Raw genomic sequence first — 19,955 nt, forward strand, 5'->3', positions numbered from 1 at the left:
GATGTCTTTTAAGAGATACTTTTTATTATAAAGACCTGCCAGACTAGCGCCATCAATAATTGTGCTATAGGGTTCTCATGATTTATTTACTTCCGTTTTTCACCGTTATGATTTGGGGTGGTAACTCAATTGTGAACAAGATGGCTGCGAGCGCCATTGAACCAAGTGCGATGAGTTTCTACCGTTGGTTTGTCGCAATGGTACTCCTAACGCCATTTTGCCTGCCTGCAATCATCAAACAACGACACATTATTCGACCTTACTTAGCTAAGTTGGCGTTTCTTGCGTTACTTGGTATGGTTCTCAACCAGTCACTTGGATACTATGCCGGTTTAACAACAACGGCCTCTAATATGGCCCTGATCACCTCTTTAGTTCCTTTGATCAGCGTGTTTTTAAGTGTCCCATTGCTCGGTAAATCTATATCAATGTTAAGTATCGTCGGTGGTGTCATTTCGCTCGGCGGCTTAGCATTTATGCTTGGTCACGGTGATATCACTTACTTTTTACATCAAGACTTAACGCAAGGTGACAGCTTAATGCTCGTTGCTGCCATGGTATACGCGGCTTATTGTGTTCTGCTAAAACGCTGGAAAATGCCATTCAGTAGTTTGACTCTGGTTTACATGCAGGGCTTCTTTTCTGTTTTGATGCTCACACCACTTTGGCTCTCTAGTGAGCAATTGTTACCAAGCCAAGATGCGCTGCCGTTAATCGCTTATGCTGGTATTGCTGCTTCCATTTTCGCGCCGCTGATGTGGGTAAAAGCGATTGATTCAATTGGTGCTGATTCAAGCGCTATGTTCATGAACCTAATGCCTGTGGTTTCCGTCATACTTGCTTCAACACTAATTGGTGAGAAAATTTACGCTTACCACATTATTGGTGGGTTGTTAGTCATCTCTGGCGTTATCTTGTCGCAAATAAAAGTAAGACAGAGAAAACCATTGTCCAATTCTGAGATTGCCTCTACCGCCAATTAACATCTGCACCCCAAGCCACAGAACTACGCTGTGGCTTGTCACTTCCAGCGTTCGAATAAAAGTTAATATTTTGTTTCATTCGCTATTCCCGAAAATTCATCTTGCTGCTAAATTGGGAAAACAATAACCCATCAAGGAAAGACAGATGAGCAGTGGTCAAAGAGACATTACCCTTCGCTTTTTAGCAGAACCCAGCGACGTAAATTTTGGCGGAAAAGTGCACGGCGGCGCCGTAATGAAATGGATCGACTTGGCAGCGTACGCCTGTTCTGCAGCGTGGAGTGGTAAATATTGCATTACCGCATATGCTGGCGGCATTCGGTTTGTTGCTCCGATTCATGTCGGCAACTTAGTCGAAGTTAGCGCGAAAGTCATTTATACCGGACGAAGCTCAATGCACATTGCGATTGACGTGCAAGCTAGTGATCCAAAGCAAATGAAAAACAGACTCACCACTCACTGTATCGTTATCATGGTTGCTGTAGATGAAAACGGAAAACCAACCGATGTACCGAAATGGATTCCAGAGTCAGATGAAGACAAAGCCTTAGAGCAATCCGCTATCCGTCTTATGAACATGCGTAAAGAGATTGGGGAAGAAATGGAAGCACACGTTAAATACCTCAAGTAACTGGCATCCGTTAAGAACGCTATTAAGTACCTCAACGTTACCTAGACCCAGAGTGTGGAGCAACATCATGGTTTTGCCATTTGTTTCACGCTCGCCCTTCTCTGTCATAAATCCTTCACCTAGCTTTGCTTAAATCCATCCATTATTTTAGAGTTGGATAGAGTTTGGATCTTGAGACTAAAAGAAACGACCTTAAGTGAAGAGACGTTGACCAATTTAAAAGCGGTCGAGTACCAGTGGGTGAGAACCATGTACGTCGAGGGGTATAACGAAACAGAAATTAATCATTACATTCAAACTTGCTTTGGCGGTGACGTTACCTTTGCTAATCTATTTCGTCGCGTCGCACTGCAGCAAGAAAGTTTGTACACGCTGCTTCAATACGTTGGATGCGCACCTTCCAGCCGAGAGTTTTAATCTCTTCCTTCCCTACCTCAATTTAGCTTTTTACTAAGCTCTAGTTATTTATGTGAAGTGCTACGCAGGGCATTATTCAAGCCCTGTGTAATCCATTGCAAAGCCGCTAATCTCTATCTACTTATTGCACAATTGCCTTTAACAGGCATAAAAAAACCTGAGTCTAAACTCAGGTTATGGTTACAAAAACTGTTAGTGATTGAATCGTAAGGAACTAAGCTAACAGCCAGCTATGCGTAACGCCAATAAAAGCCAAGATATTACTGATCGGCGGCCAAACCAAAATTGTAATATCCGTGCTAAGTATAAGGGCGACCATGTGGTCGCCCTTTTCTAGTTATTCTTATCAATCTCAGACCACAAGAGATTATCCTTTCACACCACCAGCGGTTAGACCACCAACCAACCAGCGCTGCGCAAGTAAGAATACGGCAGTGATTGGCACTGCTGAAAGTACAGCAGCTGCGGCAAAGTCACCCCACAAGTAGTTTTGTGGATATAGGTATTGCTGCATACCCACTGCAAGTGTGTACGAGTCTACATCAGAAAGCAGTAGTGACGCTACAGGAACTTCACCAATTACCATGATGAACGACAATATGAAGACTACCGCTAGGATTGGCACAGACAGTGGCAGCAATACCAAACGGAATGCTTGCCATGGTGTAGCACCATCAAGAGCCGCTGCTTCTTCTAGAGACGAGTCAATACTTTCGAAGTAGCCTTTAATGGTCCAAACGTGCAGTGCGATACCGCCTAAGTAAGCGAAGATCAGACCGCCATGCGTGTTCAGACCAAGGAAAGGAATGTACTGACCCAGTTTGTCGAACAACGCGTACAGAGCAACCAGTGCCAACACCGCAGGGAACATCTGGAAGATCATCATCGCTTTAAGAATGGTGTTCTTACCTTTGAACTTCATACGAGCAAACGCGTAAGCCGATGTGGTTGATAGCGCCACGATTAGGATTGCAGAAATACCACCCACTTTTACCGAGTTCCACAGCCATGTCATTACTGGGAATGGTGGCGGTGTAACTGTACCGTCTGGATTAGTCACCGAGAAACCTAATGCCAATTTCCAGTGATCAAGTGTTGGGTTGTCTGGGATCAGGCTACCCGTTGCAAAGTTACCTTCACGGAATGAAATCGCGATGATCATCAGCAAAGGGAAAATAATCAGTGCCAAGAATGCCCACATTGCAATATGAGTAGCCCAAACACGATACTTTAATGACTTACCTTGTACCATTGCCATTGTAATTTCTCCTTAGTCCTGAGCTACTTTAGTTACGCGTAGGTTGATAAGTGCCAATGCGCCAACCAATAGGAAGATAAGCGTTGCTACTGCACTTGCTAGACCGAAGTCTTGACCACCAGCACCTTCGAATGCGATTCGGTAGGTGTAACTTACTAGCAGGTCGGTGTAACCCGCAGGCTCTGATGTACCAATCATGTTTGGACCACCGCCAGTCAACAACTGGATAAGTACGAAGTTGTTGAAGTTAAATGCAAAACTCGCGATCAACAATGGTGTTAACGGCTTCAACATCATTGGTAGTGTGATACGTGTGAAGTTCGTGACAAAGTTCGCACCATCAATTGCTGATGCTTCATATAAATCGTCTGGAATCGCTTTTAGTAAGCCCATACACAAAATCATCATGTAAGGGAAACCAAGCCAAGTGTTCACAATTAAGATCATGGTTTTCGCCATGAACGGGTCAGAGAACCAAGCCGGGCTAATGCCGAACAAGCCTTCCAACAACATGTTGATCTCACCAAAGCTTTGGTTAAACAAACCTTTAAAGATCAAGATAGAAATAAACGCCGGAACTGCATAAGGCAGGATTAGCAACAAACGGTAAACTGAGCGACCTTTAAGTGCTTCCCACTGAACCACACTGGCAAGGACCAGACCAATAACAAGCGTAAACAATACGGTTAGCGCAGAGAAAACAATGGTCCAGATAAAGATACTGATAAACGGCTCTTTGATACCATCATCTTTCCAAACACGCTCAAAGTTGTGGGTACCAATGTTCACCACGAAACCTGGTGACACTGTGCTACCAACAAATTGACCGTTTTCATCGACAGGCTGGTAGTAACCTACTTCCATATTTGGACGTAGCGCTTCTTCAGTCCGGTTGTTGTAAAGCGTTTCACCATCTTCTTGTAATGTGTACAAAGGTACAACTGCAGCAAATTTGCGCAGCCCACTCATGCGGATATCATCACCACTTGGCAAATGTAAATCGACACTGCTCAACGCACTGCGGTTCTTAACAATCGCCTTGATTGATTCTTTTTCACCCGTTACTTCTTCAATTGGTGAAAGATCAAACTCCGATGCTGAAAGGTTATCAAGCTGAAAAGTCGGGCTTGCAAGTAGCTCACCATCTTTTTCAACCACAAGTTGATGGCCTTGCTCCGTTTTATACAAAGTGAACGGGTAGCTATCACCACTTTGGTAAGTTCGGTCCAAAAGTACGTTCTGAGCGCGATCAAAAGAGAGTTGGTTCTTCGCGCTATAGTTGGTAAACGCCAAACCTATGGTGTACGCCAAAGGAAAAAGAATGAAAAGGATCATCCCTGCTATACCAGGGTAGATGTAACGGTGTGCGTACGTCTTTTTACTACCAAAGATGAACAACGCTAAAGCGGTAAGAATGAGCGTAAGTAGTGCAAACGCAATCTCACCGCGAGAATACATAAGGATTGTTGCGTAGCCATTGATGATGCCGACTGTGCCTAAAAGTGACCATTTCATGAACACTTTTTTGCTGCTCGGAAGGCTGGCTTCTGGTGCTGTCATAGCATTTGTACCTTGAACTGACTGCATAGGGAACCTGCTAGCGAATATAGAATAAATATAGAAAAGTAAGGAGGAGTTGCCCCCTCCTTAAAAAGGTCTTACTTAATTATTTAGTCATTTGTTTTTCTGCATCTGCAAGAGCTGCATCGACAGTTTGACGACCGTCAACTACGTTGATGATTGCGTTCTTAGCCGCCCCCCAGAATGCGTTCATTTGAGGGATATTTGGCATGATTTCGCCGTTCATCGCATTGTCCATTGTTGCTGCGATACGAGTATCTGAATCTAGCTCACGTTGGAACGAGTTAAGTGCTACCGCACCTAGAGGCTTATCGTTGTTAACCATACGTAGGCCATCGTTTGTTAGTAGGTAGTTCTCAATGAACTCAACTGCTAGGTCTTTGTTTGGAGACGCAGTGCTGATACCAGCCGTTAGAACACCAACGAATGGCTTAGAAGATTGACCTTGGAACTTAGGTAGCGTAGTCACGCCGTAGTTAACGCCAGACTTCTCAATGTTGCCCCAAGACCATGGACCGTTGATCGTCATCGCTGTTTTGCCTTGGTTGAACGCAGACTCAGACACTGAGTAATCCATATCCGCAGAGATTACGCCTTTATCAACTAAGCCTTTTACGAAGCTCATTGCGTCTTTAACGCCTTCTTTCGCGATACCAGCGTCTTTAACATCGTAACCTTCAGAAGTGTATTTGAACGCGTAGCCGCCATCAGCCGCCATTAGTGGCCAAGTGAAGTACGGTTCTTTTAGATTCCACATGATTGCAGACTTGCCGTCTTTTTTAAGTTTTGCATCTAATGCTGCAACCTCTTCCCAAGACTTTGGTGGGTTTGGAACTAGGTCTTTGTTGTAGATTAGAGATAGAGACTCAACCGCAACTGGATAGCCGATCAATTTGCCATCGTAACGTACTGCATCCCAAGCGAAATCAACGATACCTTCTTGAATATTCTTAGAAGGTTTAATTTCTGCTAGCAGGCCAGCTTCTGCGTAACCACCGAAACGGTCGTGAGCCCAGAATACGATATCAGGACCGTCGCCAGTCGCTGCAGTTTGAGGGAATTTGTCTTGAAGGCCATCTGGGTGAGCCACAGTCACTTTAATGCCTGTGTCTTCTTCAAATTTCTTACCAACTTCAGCAAGGCCGTTGTAGCCTTTATCACCGTTGATCCAGATAGTAAGTTGTCCTTCTTCGATGGCAGCATTAGCACCAAAAGAACCCAAAGCAACAAGAGTACCTAGTGCTACAGCGCTTAACTTTTTCATGTTCGTATCCTTTTTATATTTTTGATGTAGGGCTAGTCCATTGAGGTTCAGCCGTATTTCGACATATATCATCTGAAATAATCCAATATGTCTCATCCTCCTAATCCCTACGCCCTTACAATTATGACGTATTTTCGTGATCTAAATCGCCAAGGGTAAGAGACTCAAATCACAAAATGGATAGTTCCTGTGATCGGTTTCAACTTTAGGTGGTGCAATAATGTGATTTCCGACCAACTGCTTTCTTCCTCCTCCTTTTTTACTCCTCCCTTTCTACTCCCCCTACAATTATTTCTATTAGGAGGATGTCGCACTACGCACAATCTTAGAAACTGCAGTCATCCAAGAGTGGATGGTAAGAACCCTTTCCCAGCAGTGCCTACGTATTAGGAAAAAGATTTGCTGGTTTTGCATTGCCAGACGAGTGGAATGTCATTATTAGTGTTGTTTGTGGTAATTATTTCACGGGGGAGACAATACGAATAATGTGGGGGAGAGAAACTCGTACTTGGCTATGATGGGTAGCACTTCTATTCAGGACATTTTATTGAAGTGCTACCCTACTTTTCTTACCAACCGCAAGAACTTACCGATTCCTACTGTTACTGCTCGCTAGATAATTCATATAATGATGAGCGGTGAATAATAAAAAATTGATCGAGGACGAGCTACATGGCGAGTGTCACGTTAAAAAATGTTTGTAAAGCGTATGGCGACGTACTGATTTCTAAGAACGTAGACCTAACAATCAACGAAGGTGAATTTGTTGTTTTCGTAGGTCCATCAGGTTGTGGTAAATCTACCCTTTTACGTTGTATTGCCGGTCTTGAAGACATTACTTCAGGTGATTTGTATATTGGTGACCAGCGCATGAATGACGTCGAACCATCCAAACGTGGTGTTGGTATGGTATTCCAGTCTTACGCTCTTTACCCGCACCTTAACTTATATGACAACATGTCATTTGGCTTGAAACTAGCAAAAGCAGACAAAGCAGAAATCGACAAGCGTGTTGAACAAGCAGCAGAAATCCTACAACTAGGCCACTTGCTTGAGCGCCAACCAAAAGCACTTTCTGGTGGACAGCGTCAACGTGTGGCGATTGGCCGAACATTAGTATCGCAGCCAAATGTATTCCTTCTAGACGAGCCACTATCAAACTTGGATGCGGCACTGCGTGTAAACATGCGAGCACAAATTACTAAGCTACAACGCCAACTTGGTTGTACCATGATCTACGTAACGCACGATCAGGTAGAAGCGATGACAATGGCAGATAAAATCGTTGTACTAGACGGCGGTTATGTATCGCAAGTTGGTAAGCCGCTTGAGCTTTACCATTACCCACAAAACCGCTTTGTAGCTGGCTTTATCGGTTCTCCGAAAATGAACTTCATGAGCGTATTCATTGATGAAGTAGAAGCAGAGCGCGTCAAAGTTCAACTATCTAACGGCGTATCTTTCTGGATTCCGGTGGATGGTACAACAGTTAACCGCGGCGACCGAATGTCTTTAGGCATTCGCCCTGAGCACCTATTATCCGCTTCTGAAGCTGATGCAAGTATTCACGGTGAAGTGATGATTGTTGAGAAGCTAGGTAACGAAACTCAAGTATACCTAAACCTAGAAGGTGCGGACGCCGACGTTATTTTCCGTCAGCCTGACACGCTTGCAGTCGACACTGGCGATAAAATCGAGATCGGTATTCCAGCTCATCGTTGTCACCTGTTCCACAGTGATGGTCGCGCATGCCGCCGCCTATACAAAGAAAACGGCGTAGAAGTCGAATAATTCATTCGTCCTTACTCAAAAAAAATCCCTCTCAAGTGAGAGGGATTTTTTTATCTTAATAAATATCAGCAATTCGATACTAAATCATTAATCGTGAACGAATCAAATCACCCGTTTCTTCTACCCTCACATAAACCATTGTCTTTGTACTGATACTTCATTTTTAATACTTTTCCTCATTCCTCATAAGTAAGTACCAGCTTTTTCCTAACCCGCCAAACTTAGCCAAAGGGCTAAATATCATTCTTATTTCCACTTACCTCAACAAAGCAAATTTTTACACTTATCAACGAAATTACACGTGACAAAAAACTCAGCAGCATTCCACAGAATGCTCTGTGCACTAACTACTAATAACGTTCACGACACGGCAATTGGGGAAGACACCCAAGGGCGGTAGCGTGTCAGAAGGGAAACTGAGTCATGAAACAAAAAGGACTTATCCGCTCTCATGAGATGGAGTTCGCTTTTTTATATCGCATCTCAGATCTTGCTGTCATCGTCTCTTTTATGCTGCTTTTAGTGTTCAAAGACATGAATACTGCGATGGGGAAAGATTACGTCATATTGGCTTTCGTTGGAGGCATCTCCTTTCTATTTATGGCAGAAAGCGGCAATCTGTATCGCTCTTGGCGAACCAGTTCGTTTAAAGAGCAGATGTTTATTGTCTGTGTTTCTTGGGCGGTGACTTCTGCACTTATCTTTATTGTGCTGTATTTTTCTGAAGTCCATACCTTATTTGATAACACAATTTTAGCGCTGTGGTTTGCGATTACGCCCGCTCTGCTCTTAGCATGGCGAGTAACATTCCGTACCGGATTAGCCTATTTGAGAAAAAAAGGATTCAACACTCGCACTGCGATCATCATCGGCCAAACTCCTCACGGCATTACCCTAGCTAACGAAATTCAAAACCACACAGAACACGGTGTTCTTTTTGATGGCTTTTACGACGAACGATCTTCCGACAGATTGCCAAATTCTGATTATCCTATTAAAGGAGCTGTTGACCACGCCCTTGAGCGAGCTAAAAAAGGGGAAGTAGATTACGTCTATATCGCGATGCCAATGCACGCAAAAGAACGCATTGCGTCACTTCTTAACCAATTCTCAGATACCACCGCAAATACGTATCTGATTCCCGACTTCTTCACTTATAACCTTTTACATTCTCGTTGGGCGCAGATCGGCCAAGTTCAAACACTAAGTGTCTTTGATACACCTTTTGCTGGAATTTCTTCTTGGGTAAAACGGTTTGAAGACATCTTGTTTTCGAGCATTATTTTGGTCTTAATCGCCCCTATTCTATTCGTCATTGCGATCGGCATTAAGGCAACTTCTAAAGGCCCTGTCATCTTTAAACAACATCGGTACGGTCTTGATGGACGCAAGATTGAAGTCTGGAAGTTCCGTTCAATGACAACCATGGATCAAGGTTCCAACGTGAAACAGGCGACAAAGAACGATCCTCGTATTACGCCTTTTGGCGGATTTCTGCGTCGCACCTCTTTGGACGAACTGCCTCAATTTATCAATGTACTGCAAGGGACTATGTCTATTGTCGGCCCACGCCCTCATGCCGTGGCACACAATGAAGAATACCGTCAGATCGTGGATCGCTACATGCTACGTCACAAAGTAAAACCAGGCATTACTGGCTGGGCGCAGATTAATGGTTATCGCGGCGAAACCGACACCTTAGAAAAAATGGAAAAGAGGGTCGAGTTTGATTTGGATTACATCCACCATTGGTCGGTTTGGATGGACATCAAAATCATCTTTATGACCGTTTTCAAAGGCTTCACTGGTGCTAACGCTTACTAAGGTTAAGATTATGAAGAAACTGACAATGGCAATAGCATTAAGTCTGTTTTCTACTGACTTGCTCGCAGAACCGATGGCTTACCAAACCGAGTCTGGTATAGAGTTGATTCCCCTCGTAAAAACTTTCTACGAGGGAGATGACAACATCAATAAAGCGGAAAAATCCGGCAATGTAGAATCGGTCAATATTTGGGGTATAGAACCAAGCTTACTAGCACGTATAGAACGGAATCGCTATCGCGCAGATATTTTATATAAGTTAAAAGCTGGCTTTTCATCTGACGATCGCAACGACTTCGACGACCACACTTTTCAGTTTTCCAACTTTTTCGAATTTAATCATCGTCATCGTTTAGTGGTTGATTACCGTTTTCGCGCCCAGCATGAAGTTCGAGGAGAAGATATTACCGAAGGTAATGGTAGCGCAATCGACTCACCAATAGAGTTCAACCGTAACGATGTAAAAACCAATTATGTCTTTGGATCTAACGGTGCCAAAGGCAGACTCGAATTCGGTTTAGGCTATAGTGATAAAACCTATCAAAACTATCGTGACGGCTTGCCTGGTCGCCCAAACGCTAAAACTAAATACAACGATTTTCGAGCTCCCAATGCACATTTGGAGTTCTATTTAAGAGCGACGCCAAGAACCTATTGGTTAGTCGGAACAAACCAAATCGTAACCGAGTATCAGCACCGAAATTCTGCGCAGCCATCGAAAGATAACAACACCAGTTTCTATTACACCGGTGCCGAATGGGAAGTCACAGGAAAAACCAAAGGCATCGCTCGACTCGGTTATCAAATCAAAGATTTTGACAGCGCTCAACGAGAGACATTTAAAGGCTTTAGTTGGGATATCGGCTTTGAATGGTTGCCTCAAGAACAAACTCTAGTCAGCGTGAAAACCACTCAAGCGGCGGTTAACCCCGATCAAGATGGCGATTACAACCTACAAACTCGTTACCGACTGAACCTCAAGCACGATTGGAATAGTTACCTTGCAACTCGCTTAGGTGCTGTTTATCAACAAGATGATTACACGGGAATCTCCAGAAACGACGATCGGTACACTCTATCTTTTGGTATCGATTATCAGATCAAACGTTGGATACAGCTGCAAGCCGATTGGCAATACCAAGATAAAAACTCTAGCCGATCGGGTTATAGCTTCGAACAAAACATTTGGACTTTAAGCGCACAGTTTTCTCTGTAAAAAGGATTATTAATGAAGGCATTCATCAAATTCATGAGTGTAGCGTTGTTGCTATTTAGCACTTTGGTCAACGCTGACTCAAACGAGGAAGATTACTTACTCGATACTGGCGATACCATTTCCGTGCAGGTCTATGGTGAAGAAGATCTTACGATTAAAAATATTCTAATAACGTCAGATGGCTATTTTGATTACCCCTACCTTGGCCGAATCAAAGCAATCAAAAAAACACCAAAACAACTCAAGTACGAAATAGAAACGGGCTTAAAAGGCGATTATCTCATCAATCCAAAAGTGATGGTCACCATCAATAACTTTCGTCTGTTTTACGTTAATGGCGAAGTCAGGAAACCTGGTGGATTTGAGTACCGTCCAGGGTTAACCATAGAGAAGGCCATCGCTCTAGCAGGTGGCTTGACCGACAGAGCCTCACGCAAAGGCATTAACCTCACCAAGCATAAAACAGGTCAAACGATGGAAGGGGTCAGTATGCACCGCAACGTTGAACCTGGTGACATTGTATTTATTGACCAGAGCTTCTTTTAAGTGACAGGGAATCAAATGAACGGGACTCATCCAAATAATCTCCAGATGAACAAAGTAGAACTGATTCGTTTTGGCCATCACTTCAAAGCGATTAAAAAGAATTGGCTAAGCATCGCAGCATTCACGCTTCTGTTCTCATTAACTTGTACTTGGTATATCTACTCCAAAGCATCGATATACCAAGCTACAGCTACGCTACTCATCCAAGAGGAGCAAAAAAGCGCCCTTTCAATCGAGGAAGTATATGGCGTCGACACGACAAAAAAAGAGTACTTTCAAACGCAAATCGCCATTTTAAAATCGAATCATATTGCAGATAAGGTCATTAGAGAGCTGAACCTTACCCAATTACCTGAATTCACAAGCTCAGGGGGGTTAAATAAAAAAATCGACCAAATAAAGTCGATTCCTTTTGTTCAAGACCTACTGAATGTGGCACCAAGCCCAAAAGAAACCGCCCAGTTTTCAGAGTCCTATTATCAGGCACTTCAAGCTTTCAGAAGTAAACTCGATATTGAGCCAGTACGTAACACCCAATTAGTCAGAATTCGCTTTCGTTCTATCGATCCTAAGCTTGCGACGACAATCGCCAACGCGGTCGGCCAAGCCTACATTGACGCAAATTTTGAAGCCAAATTGGTCGTTACACAAAATGCGGCTACTTGGTTGACAAATAACTCTCAAAAATTGGAGGAGCGATTACGTAACTCGGAGCAAGCGCTGCAAGAATTCTTGTTAAAAGAAGGGTTGATCGATATAAACGGTATTGATGAAATTTACGCAAATGAGCTAGAAGAACTCACTCGCAAGCTGAATATCGCTGTTAATAAGCGTATTGAAGCGCAGACGTTAATCCAACTGTTACGACGTAAATCTTCGCAAAGTTTAGACAGCTTGTTGTCAATTGATGAATTCGCTAATCAAGCGCAAATCCGCGATCTAAAATTGTCGGAAGCACAGGCAGCCAAAAATCTCTCTGAACTGGCACAGCGCTACGGACCTAAGCATGATCGAATGATTCAGGCGAAAGCACAGCTTGCTGAAATTCAATCAAGAACCCAGCAACTCATCCGGGACATTTCCTTCAGTAAGCAACAAGACCTTCTTGCTGCAAAAGCGCAAGAGGACATGCTTCGAGCAGAACTCGATAACAAAAAGTCAGACTTCCAATCGTTAGGGTCACAAAAAGCGCGTTACGAACAGTTAAAACGCGAGGTTGAATCCAATAAGGCACTCTATGAAGCGTTCTTAAATCGTGAGAAAGAGACCAACGCCACCAGCGACTACAAGAATGTCACGGCTCGCTTTACTGATAAAGCCATCATTCCTCTATTCCCGGTGGCACCACAACGAATCAAACTGGTACTGATTGCCACCTTTTTTGGCTTTGCCATTGCTTGCGCTCTGGTCATCATCTTAGAAACGATGCGAGAAGTTATCCGAAGCACAACCGATGTGCAGGAAAAACTTGGTGTTACGTGTTTAGGTGTGATTCCTATGGTCAAAAAACGCAATTTGCGTAAAAACGGCGTCAGTTATACCGCGTATTTAGATGATGAAGAAAAGCTATTTAGTGAAGCTTGCCGCTCCGTCAGAACCTCGCTTCTGCTCAGATTAACCAACACGAAGCAAAAGATATTGCCCTTTACCTCTGCTATTCCAGAAGAAGGAAAAACATCGACCAGTATCAATATGGCGGTGTCGTTTTCAAAAATGGAAAAGGTGTTGATCATCGACTGCGATTTACGTCGACCTTCCATCGCAAAGCGATTCGGTATTGCTGAATCAAGCCCTGGCTTAACGCATATCCTGACGATGGATACGCCAATCAAAGATTGTGTTACACATATAAAAGAAGCCAACTTAGATGTATTACCGGCCGGCCTAATTCCGCCAAACCCACAGGAATTACTGGCTTCTGATCGCTTTAAAAAGTTGCTCGAACATTTTCAAAATAAGTATGACCGGATCATTATCGATACACCACCCCTACTGTCAGTGAGTGACGCACTTATTCTTGGTCAGTATGCCAATGGTCTGATCACCGTCATTCGCTCAGAATCAACAAAATCATCACTGGTTAACCTTGCGTTATCTAAACAAATACAACACTCAGTTCCATCTCTTGGCGTCTTAATCACACAAGCCAAGGCCAAGGAAGGAGAGACGCTTTATGTCCAGAAATACGCCTACTAACGTAAACCTATCTTGGTACCAAACGTTGAAAAGCCAAGAACAGCCGGTATTGATCTATCAAATGGGCAAAGTAGGTTCGAGTGCATTAGAGCATTCCATTCCTAACTCGATTCACTTGCACGACCTTATGACCGTCGATGCGCAAAAACAAATATCCCCCGTTAGAGCGCAATTGCATAAGCCTCAGATCAATGCGTTAAAGCGACGACTAAAGCGTATAACGATGAGCCATATGTTAAAGCGCAAGAAAAAAGTTCGAATTATCTCGCTGGTGCGTGAACCGATCGGACGAAATGTCTCAATGTTCTTTCAAGCACTTCCTTTTTGGATGGCGGACAAATATCTAAAGGATGACAGCGCAATACGTACCGAACGACCGCAATTACTCCAAGAAGCATTTGATAAGCACATGAATCATCAATATGCGCTGCAGTGGTTTGACAACGAGATCAAACAACTAACAGGGATTGATGTGTTTAACGAGTCTTTTAATCACGAAGTAGGCTATCAAACATACCATAACAATAACTTCTCGCTGTTGGTCATTCGAAGTGACAAGCTAACAAAGGCTAACTCCGCAGTTGAAGACTTTTTAGGTTACCCCGTGGATGTTGTTTATGAAAATCAATCAGACAACAAATGGTACTCGCCACTAATGAAAGAATTCAAAACGCAATTTCAACCTACACCCGAGTACGTTGAAGAAATGCTGAATTCTAAATTGACGAAGCACTTTTTCTCAAATGCAGAAATCACCGACCTTAAACAGCAATATCTGACCAATTAATCATGAAAACCAAGATTCTACATATTATCAATGATCTTTCTCAGAACGGCGGTGCTCAGAAGTTCTTAGTCGACCTTGTTTTAGAACATAAGCCTGAATACGAAATCAAAATTTTGGTCTTGTGTGATGAAAATGATTACTTACCAATGCTATCCGCCCAAGGCATAGAGTGTTTTAACTGGCGCACATTGCCATTGAGTGAGAAATTCTCTTTGCTGCGTTGGCCGGATGTCGTTCACGGGCACCTCTACCCTTCCATTTACCTAGCGCTATTGGCGGTAGGTAAAAAACGAATCCAGACTGAGCACTGTTCTTATAACCGTCGACGTGACTATCCGCTGTTTAAGTTCATGGAATACGTCTTATATTGGGGCCACGACTTGACAGTCAGTATTAGTGAAAAAGTACAAGATGAACTGGTGAAGTTCATGCCTCGCTACCAACACAAATATCACGTGGTGCACAATGGCGTTGATTTAAAAAGGTTTTCTATGACGCCAAGATGCGCCAGCCACCTAATCGACAAACCAGTTATCAAGATTGGAATGGTGGGCCGACTTCACCAACATAAGGATCATGAAACGCTTATCCAAGCACTTATCCATTTACCAAGACGATACGAACTCCACCTTGCGGGAGATGGAGAAAAAAAATCGTCACTGCAAGAATTGGCAACAAAAATCAACGTCGCGCAACGTGTTCACTTTCATGGCGTAGTTTCTGACGTTCCAGCCTTTTTGAACGACATGGATATTTACGTGCAATCGTCGCACGTCGAAGGCTTTGGCTTGGCGGCGGTTGAGGCCATGGCAGCAGGCTTACCCGTATTATCATCGGACGTACCTGGTTTGGATGACGTCACCGGACGTGCCGAATATTTATTTCAAGTTGGTAACGCCACTGAACTGAGCCAAAAAGTCCTCCAGCTGTGTGAAAGTGTTGAGCGGTACGACGCTGCAAGTCAATACTCAGTCAATAGGGCCTCTCTCTACACCATCGATAAATTTCGTGAAGGTTACTATGGAATCTACCAGCAGCTTTGCGCCAACAAATAGTTCCGCGCCATCGAGCCATCGCGCCTCATTGCTTGCAGCATGCCTATTAGTATTGTTCTTTATTCCAATGAAGTTTCGTGCTGGAGGAATAGCGCTAGCCCCATCTGACATCGCAAGCCTTTTGTCTATTGGTTTTACTGCATTAGTGGTATTGGAAGGAAAAGCTGAAAAACTCATGCATCCCTGTATGGGGTTCCTCGTATTGTTCACTGGGTATGTGTTCATAAATGGTCTGCTAAATCGCGTCCCTTTAATGCCGCTAGTTATAGAAACTGTGCAATGGTTAGCGATTTTGTGCCTACTGAGCCTAATGTACGCCTATGGCGTGTTTGATGACGAACGGGTAATGGTATATTTCACGTATCTGTTGTTTTTCATCTGTACGCTCGTTGCCTTATGGCACTTTGCTCAGGGCTATCAAAGTGGGTTTAAGTTACTCGGGGTAAGTAAATACGGGTTCGGTGTACTGTGCTCACTACTGTACCTTTATCGAGATAAAATTCGCGCTTTCCACCTTTTGATGCTCGTAGCTTTAGTATTACTGGTGTTGTCACAAGAAAGAAAAGCGCTACTTGGTTTTTGTCTGCTTTTCTTCTTTGACCAACTGCTCGTAAAAAACTTAATGAGAAAATCGCTCAGCGAAACGTACACGTGGACGATTTTATTAGCCTTAAGCTTTATTGTGTTTACTGCCGTCACAACCACACTCTACGTTGGGTTTGAAACGCTAGCAGACACATTGGAAATAACCCAAGAAGACGTCTTATTTGCCAACCAAAGTGAAGCCCGCTGGGTATCGAATCTTCATAGAAAACTTTTACTTGCCAATGGGCTAGATATTTTACTTCAACACCCAGTGTTAGGTGTCGGCGCGAAAATGTTACCCAACTTTATGATCAGTTACTTTAACTATGATGAGCTGGCGATCTACACCCACAACTTTGTGTTAGATACCGCAATTGAATACGGATTACTTGGTATCGGTCTGCTGTTTGGTGGTTATTTTCTTTTTATTCGCTTTTGCTTCCGTAGTCTTAATGAAAACAGAAAAAGCCTATTACTTGCGATATACGCCCTCATCATGGTGTTTTTCGTTGCGGTAAACACCACCATAATTTTAATACTCTTATTACCCGTCATGATCAGCATGAGCAACGACTCAAGGGCCATTGCTCATACTTTTCCGGTAAACCATCACCACGAATATGAATAATCAAGGATAGGATAGATGAAGTATTCAATCTCTCGACAATTTGAAAAGAACCGAGAACTCCAAGCTGATAATTTTGTTTTAGTTTACCAAATGGGCAAAGTTGGCTCCTCATCAATTGAGCACACGCTAGGGGAGAAAAATATCCCGAGCTATCACATCCACACCTTTGATGATCACGAAGAATTTCACATGTATCACAATAAAAAAGACGTGAGTAAATTCTTCGACTTCCGAAACCGCGCACTCTATCGCTTAGTGCTCAAGCAGCGAAAACGTATCTTACAAAAACGCGAGCAGATTAAAATCGTTACGCTGGTCCGCGATCCAATCGCAACTGTCTTTTCTCGCTTCTTTCAAGATCTCCATTTGCAATTTATCGAAGGCAAAAAGAACGATGCAATTCACCGAGATATGGAAGTCACGTATCAGCACCTCGAGCATTGCTTTGATAACTATATCAATCTCAACTATTTTGCGGACTGGTTCGACAACGAGTTAAAGCGTAATTTCAATATCGATGTGATGCGCCAAGAGCTGGACAACACTCAACCTTTCTTCACATTCCAGAACGCTCAGGCCAACGTCATGCTAATCAAATGCGAACAGCTCAGTTCTCTTGATAAAGAAATCGGTGAGTTTCTTGAGTTGCAAGACTTCGTGCTGAAAAACAGCAACGAAGCGAAAAACAAGTGGTACTCCAATATCCACCAACACTTTAAGAATCACTACGACTTCTCAAAACTGTTCTATATGTACGATCTTCCCTTGTATCGCCACGTTTATTCAGAGCAAGAGCGTGATGCTTTTAAACACAAATGGATGCAAACACCAGGGACAAAATCATCATGAAGAAAGTGCTCCATGTTACAGAAGCATTTGGAGGTGGCGTTCAAACCGCCCTCTATAGTTATGTTCACTCATCCAGAGACGAGCCTTATCAGCATTTCTTGCTAGCCAGAGCCCGAGAAAACGACTTGACCAATGAGAACAACCACCACATTTTCGTACAGACAAAGTGGGTAGAAGGCGGCTTGCTTCAATTTATTCGCGATGCAAACCACATGATTGCATCACTTGGTCCCGACGTCGTTCATTTGCACTCGAGTAAAGCAGGATTTCTCGGCCGATTTCTAAAGCTTGGCAAGGCACGCTTGGTTTACACACCGCACTGTTATGCCTTCGAACGTGAAGATATCTCAGAGCTTGCACGCCAGATCTATAAAGCACTAGAGAAAGTAAAACTGAGCAAAATTGATGTGGTTGCAGGCTGTAGCCAACGAGAATGTGACCTAGCCATTAGCATTGGTGCGAAACGTGCCGAACTGCTCAACAACTACGTGTCTTATCAAAGTGAAGATCGTATAGAGCGAAACAAGCAAGAAGCGCTGAAGCTCGTTGTACTTGGTCGTGTCGCGCCTCAAAAAGATCCTCAGTTTCTTATCAGCACATTGCAGTTCCTTAATCGGTATGCGCTTAACCGCCCGATAGAGATCACATGGATAGGTGGCGGTGACCACGTACTCGAACAGAAATTACGCACTGAAAATGTGGATGTAACGGGCATGCTGCCTCGCGATGAGGTAGTTGAAAAGCTCAAGGGTTCAGACCTTTATCTACATACTGCAGCATGGGAAGGGATGCCGTTAACCATTCTAGAAGCATCCAAGTTACATCTTCCTATGGTTATTCGGACCATCGGCGCAACCAAAGATCTCAACTACCCGTTTTTAGCGCTCACACCTGAAGAAATGGCCAAGCAGATCGCGCATTGTGTCAATCATTATGAAGAGATTGATTTTCGCCAATATACAGCAGAATTAAACGATGCCTTCAGTGAAGAAAAACAGCGCCTCGCACTCAATAAACTTTACGGTTAAATGCCCCTATGTTTCACACTGTTCAACAAAAATTACTGTTGATGCCCAGCGGTAAAAAAAGCTTGTTATCTACTGGATTAAAAACCGCAATCACGCGTGTGTTGAGTGCGCTATTTGCTTTTTTACTGACTCTGATTGTATCGAAGACCAGTGACGCTTCGACGGCCGGTCAATTTTTCTTTTATTCAACCTAGTCTCGCTACTCGCTATCGTTTCTCAGCTAGGTTTTGATGTCTCGTTAGTTCGTTACAATGCGATCGCTTTTAATAACAAAGAGAAGCTTGAACAAAGCCAAAACTATAAAACCGCACTTTATCGAAGTATGGCATTTTGCTTGCTCGCCATAGGCGTTTTGTTAGCAGGGTTTAATCTGTTTCCAGAACAGCTAAACCAGACTCAATCACCAATGTATGCGATTACTTTATGCTTGCTTTGCATACCTTTCTTGGTGCTTGCGCAAACCAACAGTCGGGTGCTTCAAGCATGTAGAAAAGTCGTATCATCTCTGTTTGCGTTGCAGCTTGGGGTAAGCATGTTGATGGTCATTTTTGTCTTTGCCCTAGACTATATCGGTCAGCAAAATATCAACAATCTAATGACCGCACTGCTTTTAGCGAGCATAGGTGTCGCGGTCATATCTAGTGCCAATTGGCTTGGCTCAGATCAATATCAAACATCGGCTTTCGTACCAAACAAAAAAATGGTCTCTTCTGCCAAGCAAGTCTGGGTTGGCAGTATCTTCACGAATGTTCTTCAATGGGGAAGCCTTGTTATTACGGGCTTTTTTATCTCAACAGCGGAACTCGGTTTGTTAGCCGCAGCCCAACGTACATCACTACTGATTGGCTTCGTGCTGATTACCATTAACTTTGTGGTCGCCCCGATGTTTGCCTCTCTCTACAAAGAGCGTCAAATGCGTAAACTGCAGAACCTGAGCCGCTTGGCGTGCCGAGCCAATGTTGGTTTAGCGATTGTACCCGTAATTATTTGCACCCTCTTCCCCGAGTTTGTAATGCAGTTTTTTGGTGAGGAGTTTCTCGCCGCGGCGCCACTATTAGTCGTCCTTTCTCTGGGGCAGTTAGTCAATGTTGCGACTGGTTCAGTAGGTTTTTTATTATTAATGAGTGGTCATGAGAGAACCATGAAATACATTACAATTTCCTCCGGTACGGTGTCCATCTGCCTACTTGTTACGCTTTGCCAAATGTTTGGGGTGATTGGTGCAGCGTGGGCAATGGCAATTGGCATGGCTATCCAGAATTTAGCTGCACTGTACTTTGTAAAACGTTACTTAGGCTTCTTTCCAATAGGTTAAT

Annotated in this window: 16 protein-coding genes and 1 pseudogene; 14 read left to right on the forward strand and 3 right to left on the reverse strand. The window is 43.5% G+C overall.

What is annotated here, in order from left to right:
* Positions 1–77: 77 nt before the first annotated feature.
* The 3 genes from N646_RS15470 (at position 78) to N646_RS15480 (ending at position 2,031) form a co-directional block, all read left to right on the forward strand.
* Positions 78–983 carry a DMT family transporter gene (locus tag N646_RS15470; protein ID WP_017821248.1) on the forward strand — a complete coding sequence of 302 codons (906 nt, stop codon included), beginning with the start codon at positions 78–80 and terminating at the stop codon, positions 981–983.
* Between the two features lie 145 nt (positions 984–1,128).
* Positions 1,129–1,614 carry an acyl-CoA thioesterase gene (locus tag N646_RS15475; RefSeq protein ID WP_005375279.1) on the forward strand — a complete coding sequence of 162 codons (486 nt, stop codon included), beginning with the start codon at positions 1,129–1,131 and terminating at the stop codon, positions 1,612–1,614.
* 171 nt (positions 1,615–1,785) lie between these two features.
* Positions 1,786–2,031 (forward strand): hypothetical protein, encoded by a 246-nt coding sequence (locus N646_RS15480; RefSeq protein WP_005375277.1) that lies wholly within the window; start codon positions 1,786–1,788, stop codon positions 2,029–2,031.
* A gap of 367 nt (positions 2,032–2,398) precedes the next feature.
* Here the strand turns inward: N646_RS15480 and malG are convergent, their stop codons facing one another.
* From malG to malE, 3 genes are all read right to left on the reverse strand, one after another.
* Positions 2,399–3,289: a maltose ABC transporter permease MalG gene (malG, locus tag N646_RS15485; protein ID WP_005375275.1), complete on the reverse strand. Its 891-nt coding sequence runs from the start codon at positions 3,287–3,289 to the stop codon at positions 2,399–2,401.
* Between the two features lie 12 nt (positions 3,290–3,301).
* Positions 3,302–4,876 carry a maltose ABC transporter permease MalF gene (gene malF / locus N646_RS15490; protein WP_017821250.1) on the reverse strand — a complete coding sequence of 525 codons (1,575 nt, stop codon included), beginning with the start codon at positions 4,874–4,876 and terminating at the stop codon, positions 3,302–3,304.
* A 79-nt stretch (positions 4,877–4,955) separates the two neighbouring features.
* The gene (gene malE, locus N646_RS15495; protein ID WP_005375272.1) at positions 4,956–6,134 is read right to left on the reverse strand and encodes a maltose/maltodextrin ABC transporter substrate-binding protein MalE; all 1,179 of its coding nucleotides are present in this window, start codon (positions 6,132–6,134) and stop codon (positions 4,956–4,958) included.
* Positions 6,135–6,806: 672 nt separating this feature from the next.
* Between malE and malK the strand changes: the two genes are divergently transcribed.
* From malK to N646_RS15550, 11 genes and pseudogenes are all read left to right on the forward strand, one after another.
* On the forward strand, positions 6,807–7,925 hold the full coding sequence (gene malK, locus N646_RS15500; RefSeq protein WP_005375271.1) for a maltose/maltodextrin ABC transporter ATP-binding protein MalK: 1,119 nt from the start codon (positions 6,807–6,809) through the stop codon (positions 7,923–7,925).
* Between the two features lie 423 nt (positions 7,926–8,348).
* Complete coding sequence (locus N646_RS15505) at positions 8,349–9,749, forward strand: undecaprenyl-phosphate glucose phosphotransferase (RefSeq protein ID WP_017821251.1); 1,401 nt, start codon at positions 8,349–8,351, stop codon at positions 9,747–9,749.
* A 10-nt stretch (positions 9,750–9,759) separates the two neighbouring features.
* Positions 9,760–10,965, forward strand: coding sequence for an outer membrane beta-barrel protein (locus N646_RS15510; protein WP_017821252.1), 1,206 nt, complete (start codon positions 9,760–9,762; stop codon positions 10,963–10,965).
* A 12-nt stretch (positions 10,966–10,977) separates the two neighbouring features.
* On the forward strand, positions 10,978–11,511 hold the full coding sequence (locus N646_RS15515) for a polysaccharide biosynthesis/export family protein (RefSeq protein ID WP_005375265.1): 534 nt from the start codon (positions 10,978–10,980) through the stop codon (positions 11,509–11,511).
* A 15-nt stretch (positions 11,512–11,526) separates the two neighbouring features.
* Complete coding sequence (locus N646_RS15520) at positions 11,527–13,707, forward strand: GumC family protein (RefSeq protein WP_017821253.1); 2,181 nt, start codon at positions 11,527–11,529, stop codon at positions 13,705–13,707.
* The gene (locus N646_RS15525) at positions 13,685–14,494 is read left to right on the forward strand and encodes a putative capsular polysaccharide synthesis family protein (RefSeq protein WP_005375261.1); all 810 of its coding nucleotides are present in this window, start codon (positions 13,685–13,687) and stop codon (positions 14,492–14,494) included. The genes N646_RS15520 and N646_RS15525 overlap by 23 nt, the downstream gene beginning before the upstream one ends.
* A gap of 2 nt (positions 14,495–14,496) precedes the next feature.
* A complete protein-coding gene (locus tag N646_RS15530; protein WP_017821254.1) occupies positions 14,497–15,549 on the forward strand; it encodes a glycosyltransferase in 1,053 nt (350 codons plus the stop codon).
* A complete protein-coding gene (locus N646_RS15535) occupies positions 15,515–16,762 on the forward strand; it encodes an O-antigen ligase family protein (protein ID WP_017821255.1) in 1,248 nt (415 codons plus the stop codon). The genes N646_RS15530 and N646_RS15535 overlap by 35 nt, the downstream gene beginning before the upstream one ends.
* 15 nt (positions 16,763–16,777) lie before the next feature.
* Entirely contained in the window at positions 16,778–17,611 is an 834-nt protein-coding gene (locus tag N646_RS15540) for a putative capsular polysaccharide synthesis family protein (RefSeq protein WP_017821256.1), read from the forward strand.
* Complete coding sequence (locus N646_RS15545; RefSeq protein WP_017821257.1) at positions 17,608–18,639, forward strand: glycosyltransferase family 4 protein; 1,032 nt, start codon at positions 17,608–17,610, stop codon at positions 18,637–18,639. The genes N646_RS15540 and N646_RS15545 overlap by 4 nt, the downstream gene beginning before the upstream one ends.
* An 8-nt stretch (positions 18,640–18,647) precedes the next feature.
* Positions 18,648–19,954, forward strand: a pseudogene (locus N646_RS15550) (oligosaccharide flippase family protein).
* The last annotated feature ends 1 nt before the right edge of the window (position 19,955 follow it).

The sequence above is a fragment of the Vibrio alginolyticus NBRC 15630 = ATCC 17749 genome, from assembly GCF_000354175.2.
GTDB lineage: Bacteria > Pseudomonadota > Gammaproteobacteria > Enterobacterales > Vibrionaceae > Vibrio > Vibrio alginolyticus.

Bases quoted from the DNA above. Each gene is read 5' to 3' on its own strand.
- N646_RS15510 (WP_017821252.1), top strand. From the start codon at position 9,760: ATGAAGAAACTGACAATGGCAATAGCATTAAGTCTGTTTTCTACTGAC.
- N646_RS15540 (WP_017821256.1), top strand. From the start codon at position 16,778: ATGAAGTATTCAATCTCTCGACAATTTGAAAAGAACCGAGAACTCCAA.
- N646_RS15525 (WP_005375261.1), top strand. From the start codon at position 13,685: ATGTCCAGAAATACGCCTACTAACGTAAACCTATCTTGGTACCAAACG.
- malG (WP_005375275.1), bottom strand. From the start codon at position 3,289: ATGGCAATGGTACAAGGTAAGTCATTAAAGTATCGTGTTTGGGCTACT.
- malK (WP_005375271.1), top strand. From the start codon at position 6,807: ATGGCGAGTGTCACGTTAAAAAATGTTTGTAAAGCGTATGGCGACGTA.
- N646_RS15530 (WP_017821254.1), top strand. From the start codon at position 14,497: ATGAAAACCAAGATTCTACATATTATCAATGATCTTTCTCAGAACGGC.
- N646_RS15545 (WP_017821257.1), top strand. From the start codon at position 17,608: ATGAAGAAAGTGCTCCATGTTACAGAAGCATTTGGAGGTGGCGTTCAA.
- N646_RS15535 (WP_017821255.1), top strand. From the start codon at position 15,515: ATGGAATCTACCAGCAGCTTTGCGCCAACAAATAGTTCCGCGCCATCG.
- malF (WP_017821250.1), bottom strand. From the start codon at position 4,876: ATGCAGTCAGTTCAAGGTACAAATGCTATGACAGCACCAGAAGCCAGC.
- N646_RS15475 (WP_005375279.1), top strand. From the start codon at position 1,129: ATGAGCAGTGGTCAAAGAGACATTACCCTTCGCTTTTTAGCAGAACCC.
- N646_RS15470 (WP_017821248.1), top strand. From the start codon at position 78: ATGATTTATTTACTTCCGTTTTTCACCGTTATGATTTGGGGTGGTAAC.
- N646_RS15520 (WP_017821253.1), top strand. From the start codon at position 11,527: ATGAACGGGACTCATCCAAATAATCTCCAGATGAACAAAGTAGAACTG.
- malE (WP_005375272.1), bottom strand. From the start codon at position 6,134: ATGAAAAAGTTAAGCGCTGTAGCACTAGGTACTCTTGTTGCTTTGGGT.
- N646_RS15515 (WP_005375265.1), top strand. From the start codon at position 10,978: ATGAAGGCATTCATCAAATTCATGAGTGTAGCGTTGTTGCTATTTAGC.
- N646_RS15505 (WP_017821251.1), top strand. From the start codon at position 8,349: ATGAAACAAAAAGGACTTATCCGCTCTCATGAGATGGAGTTCGCTTTT.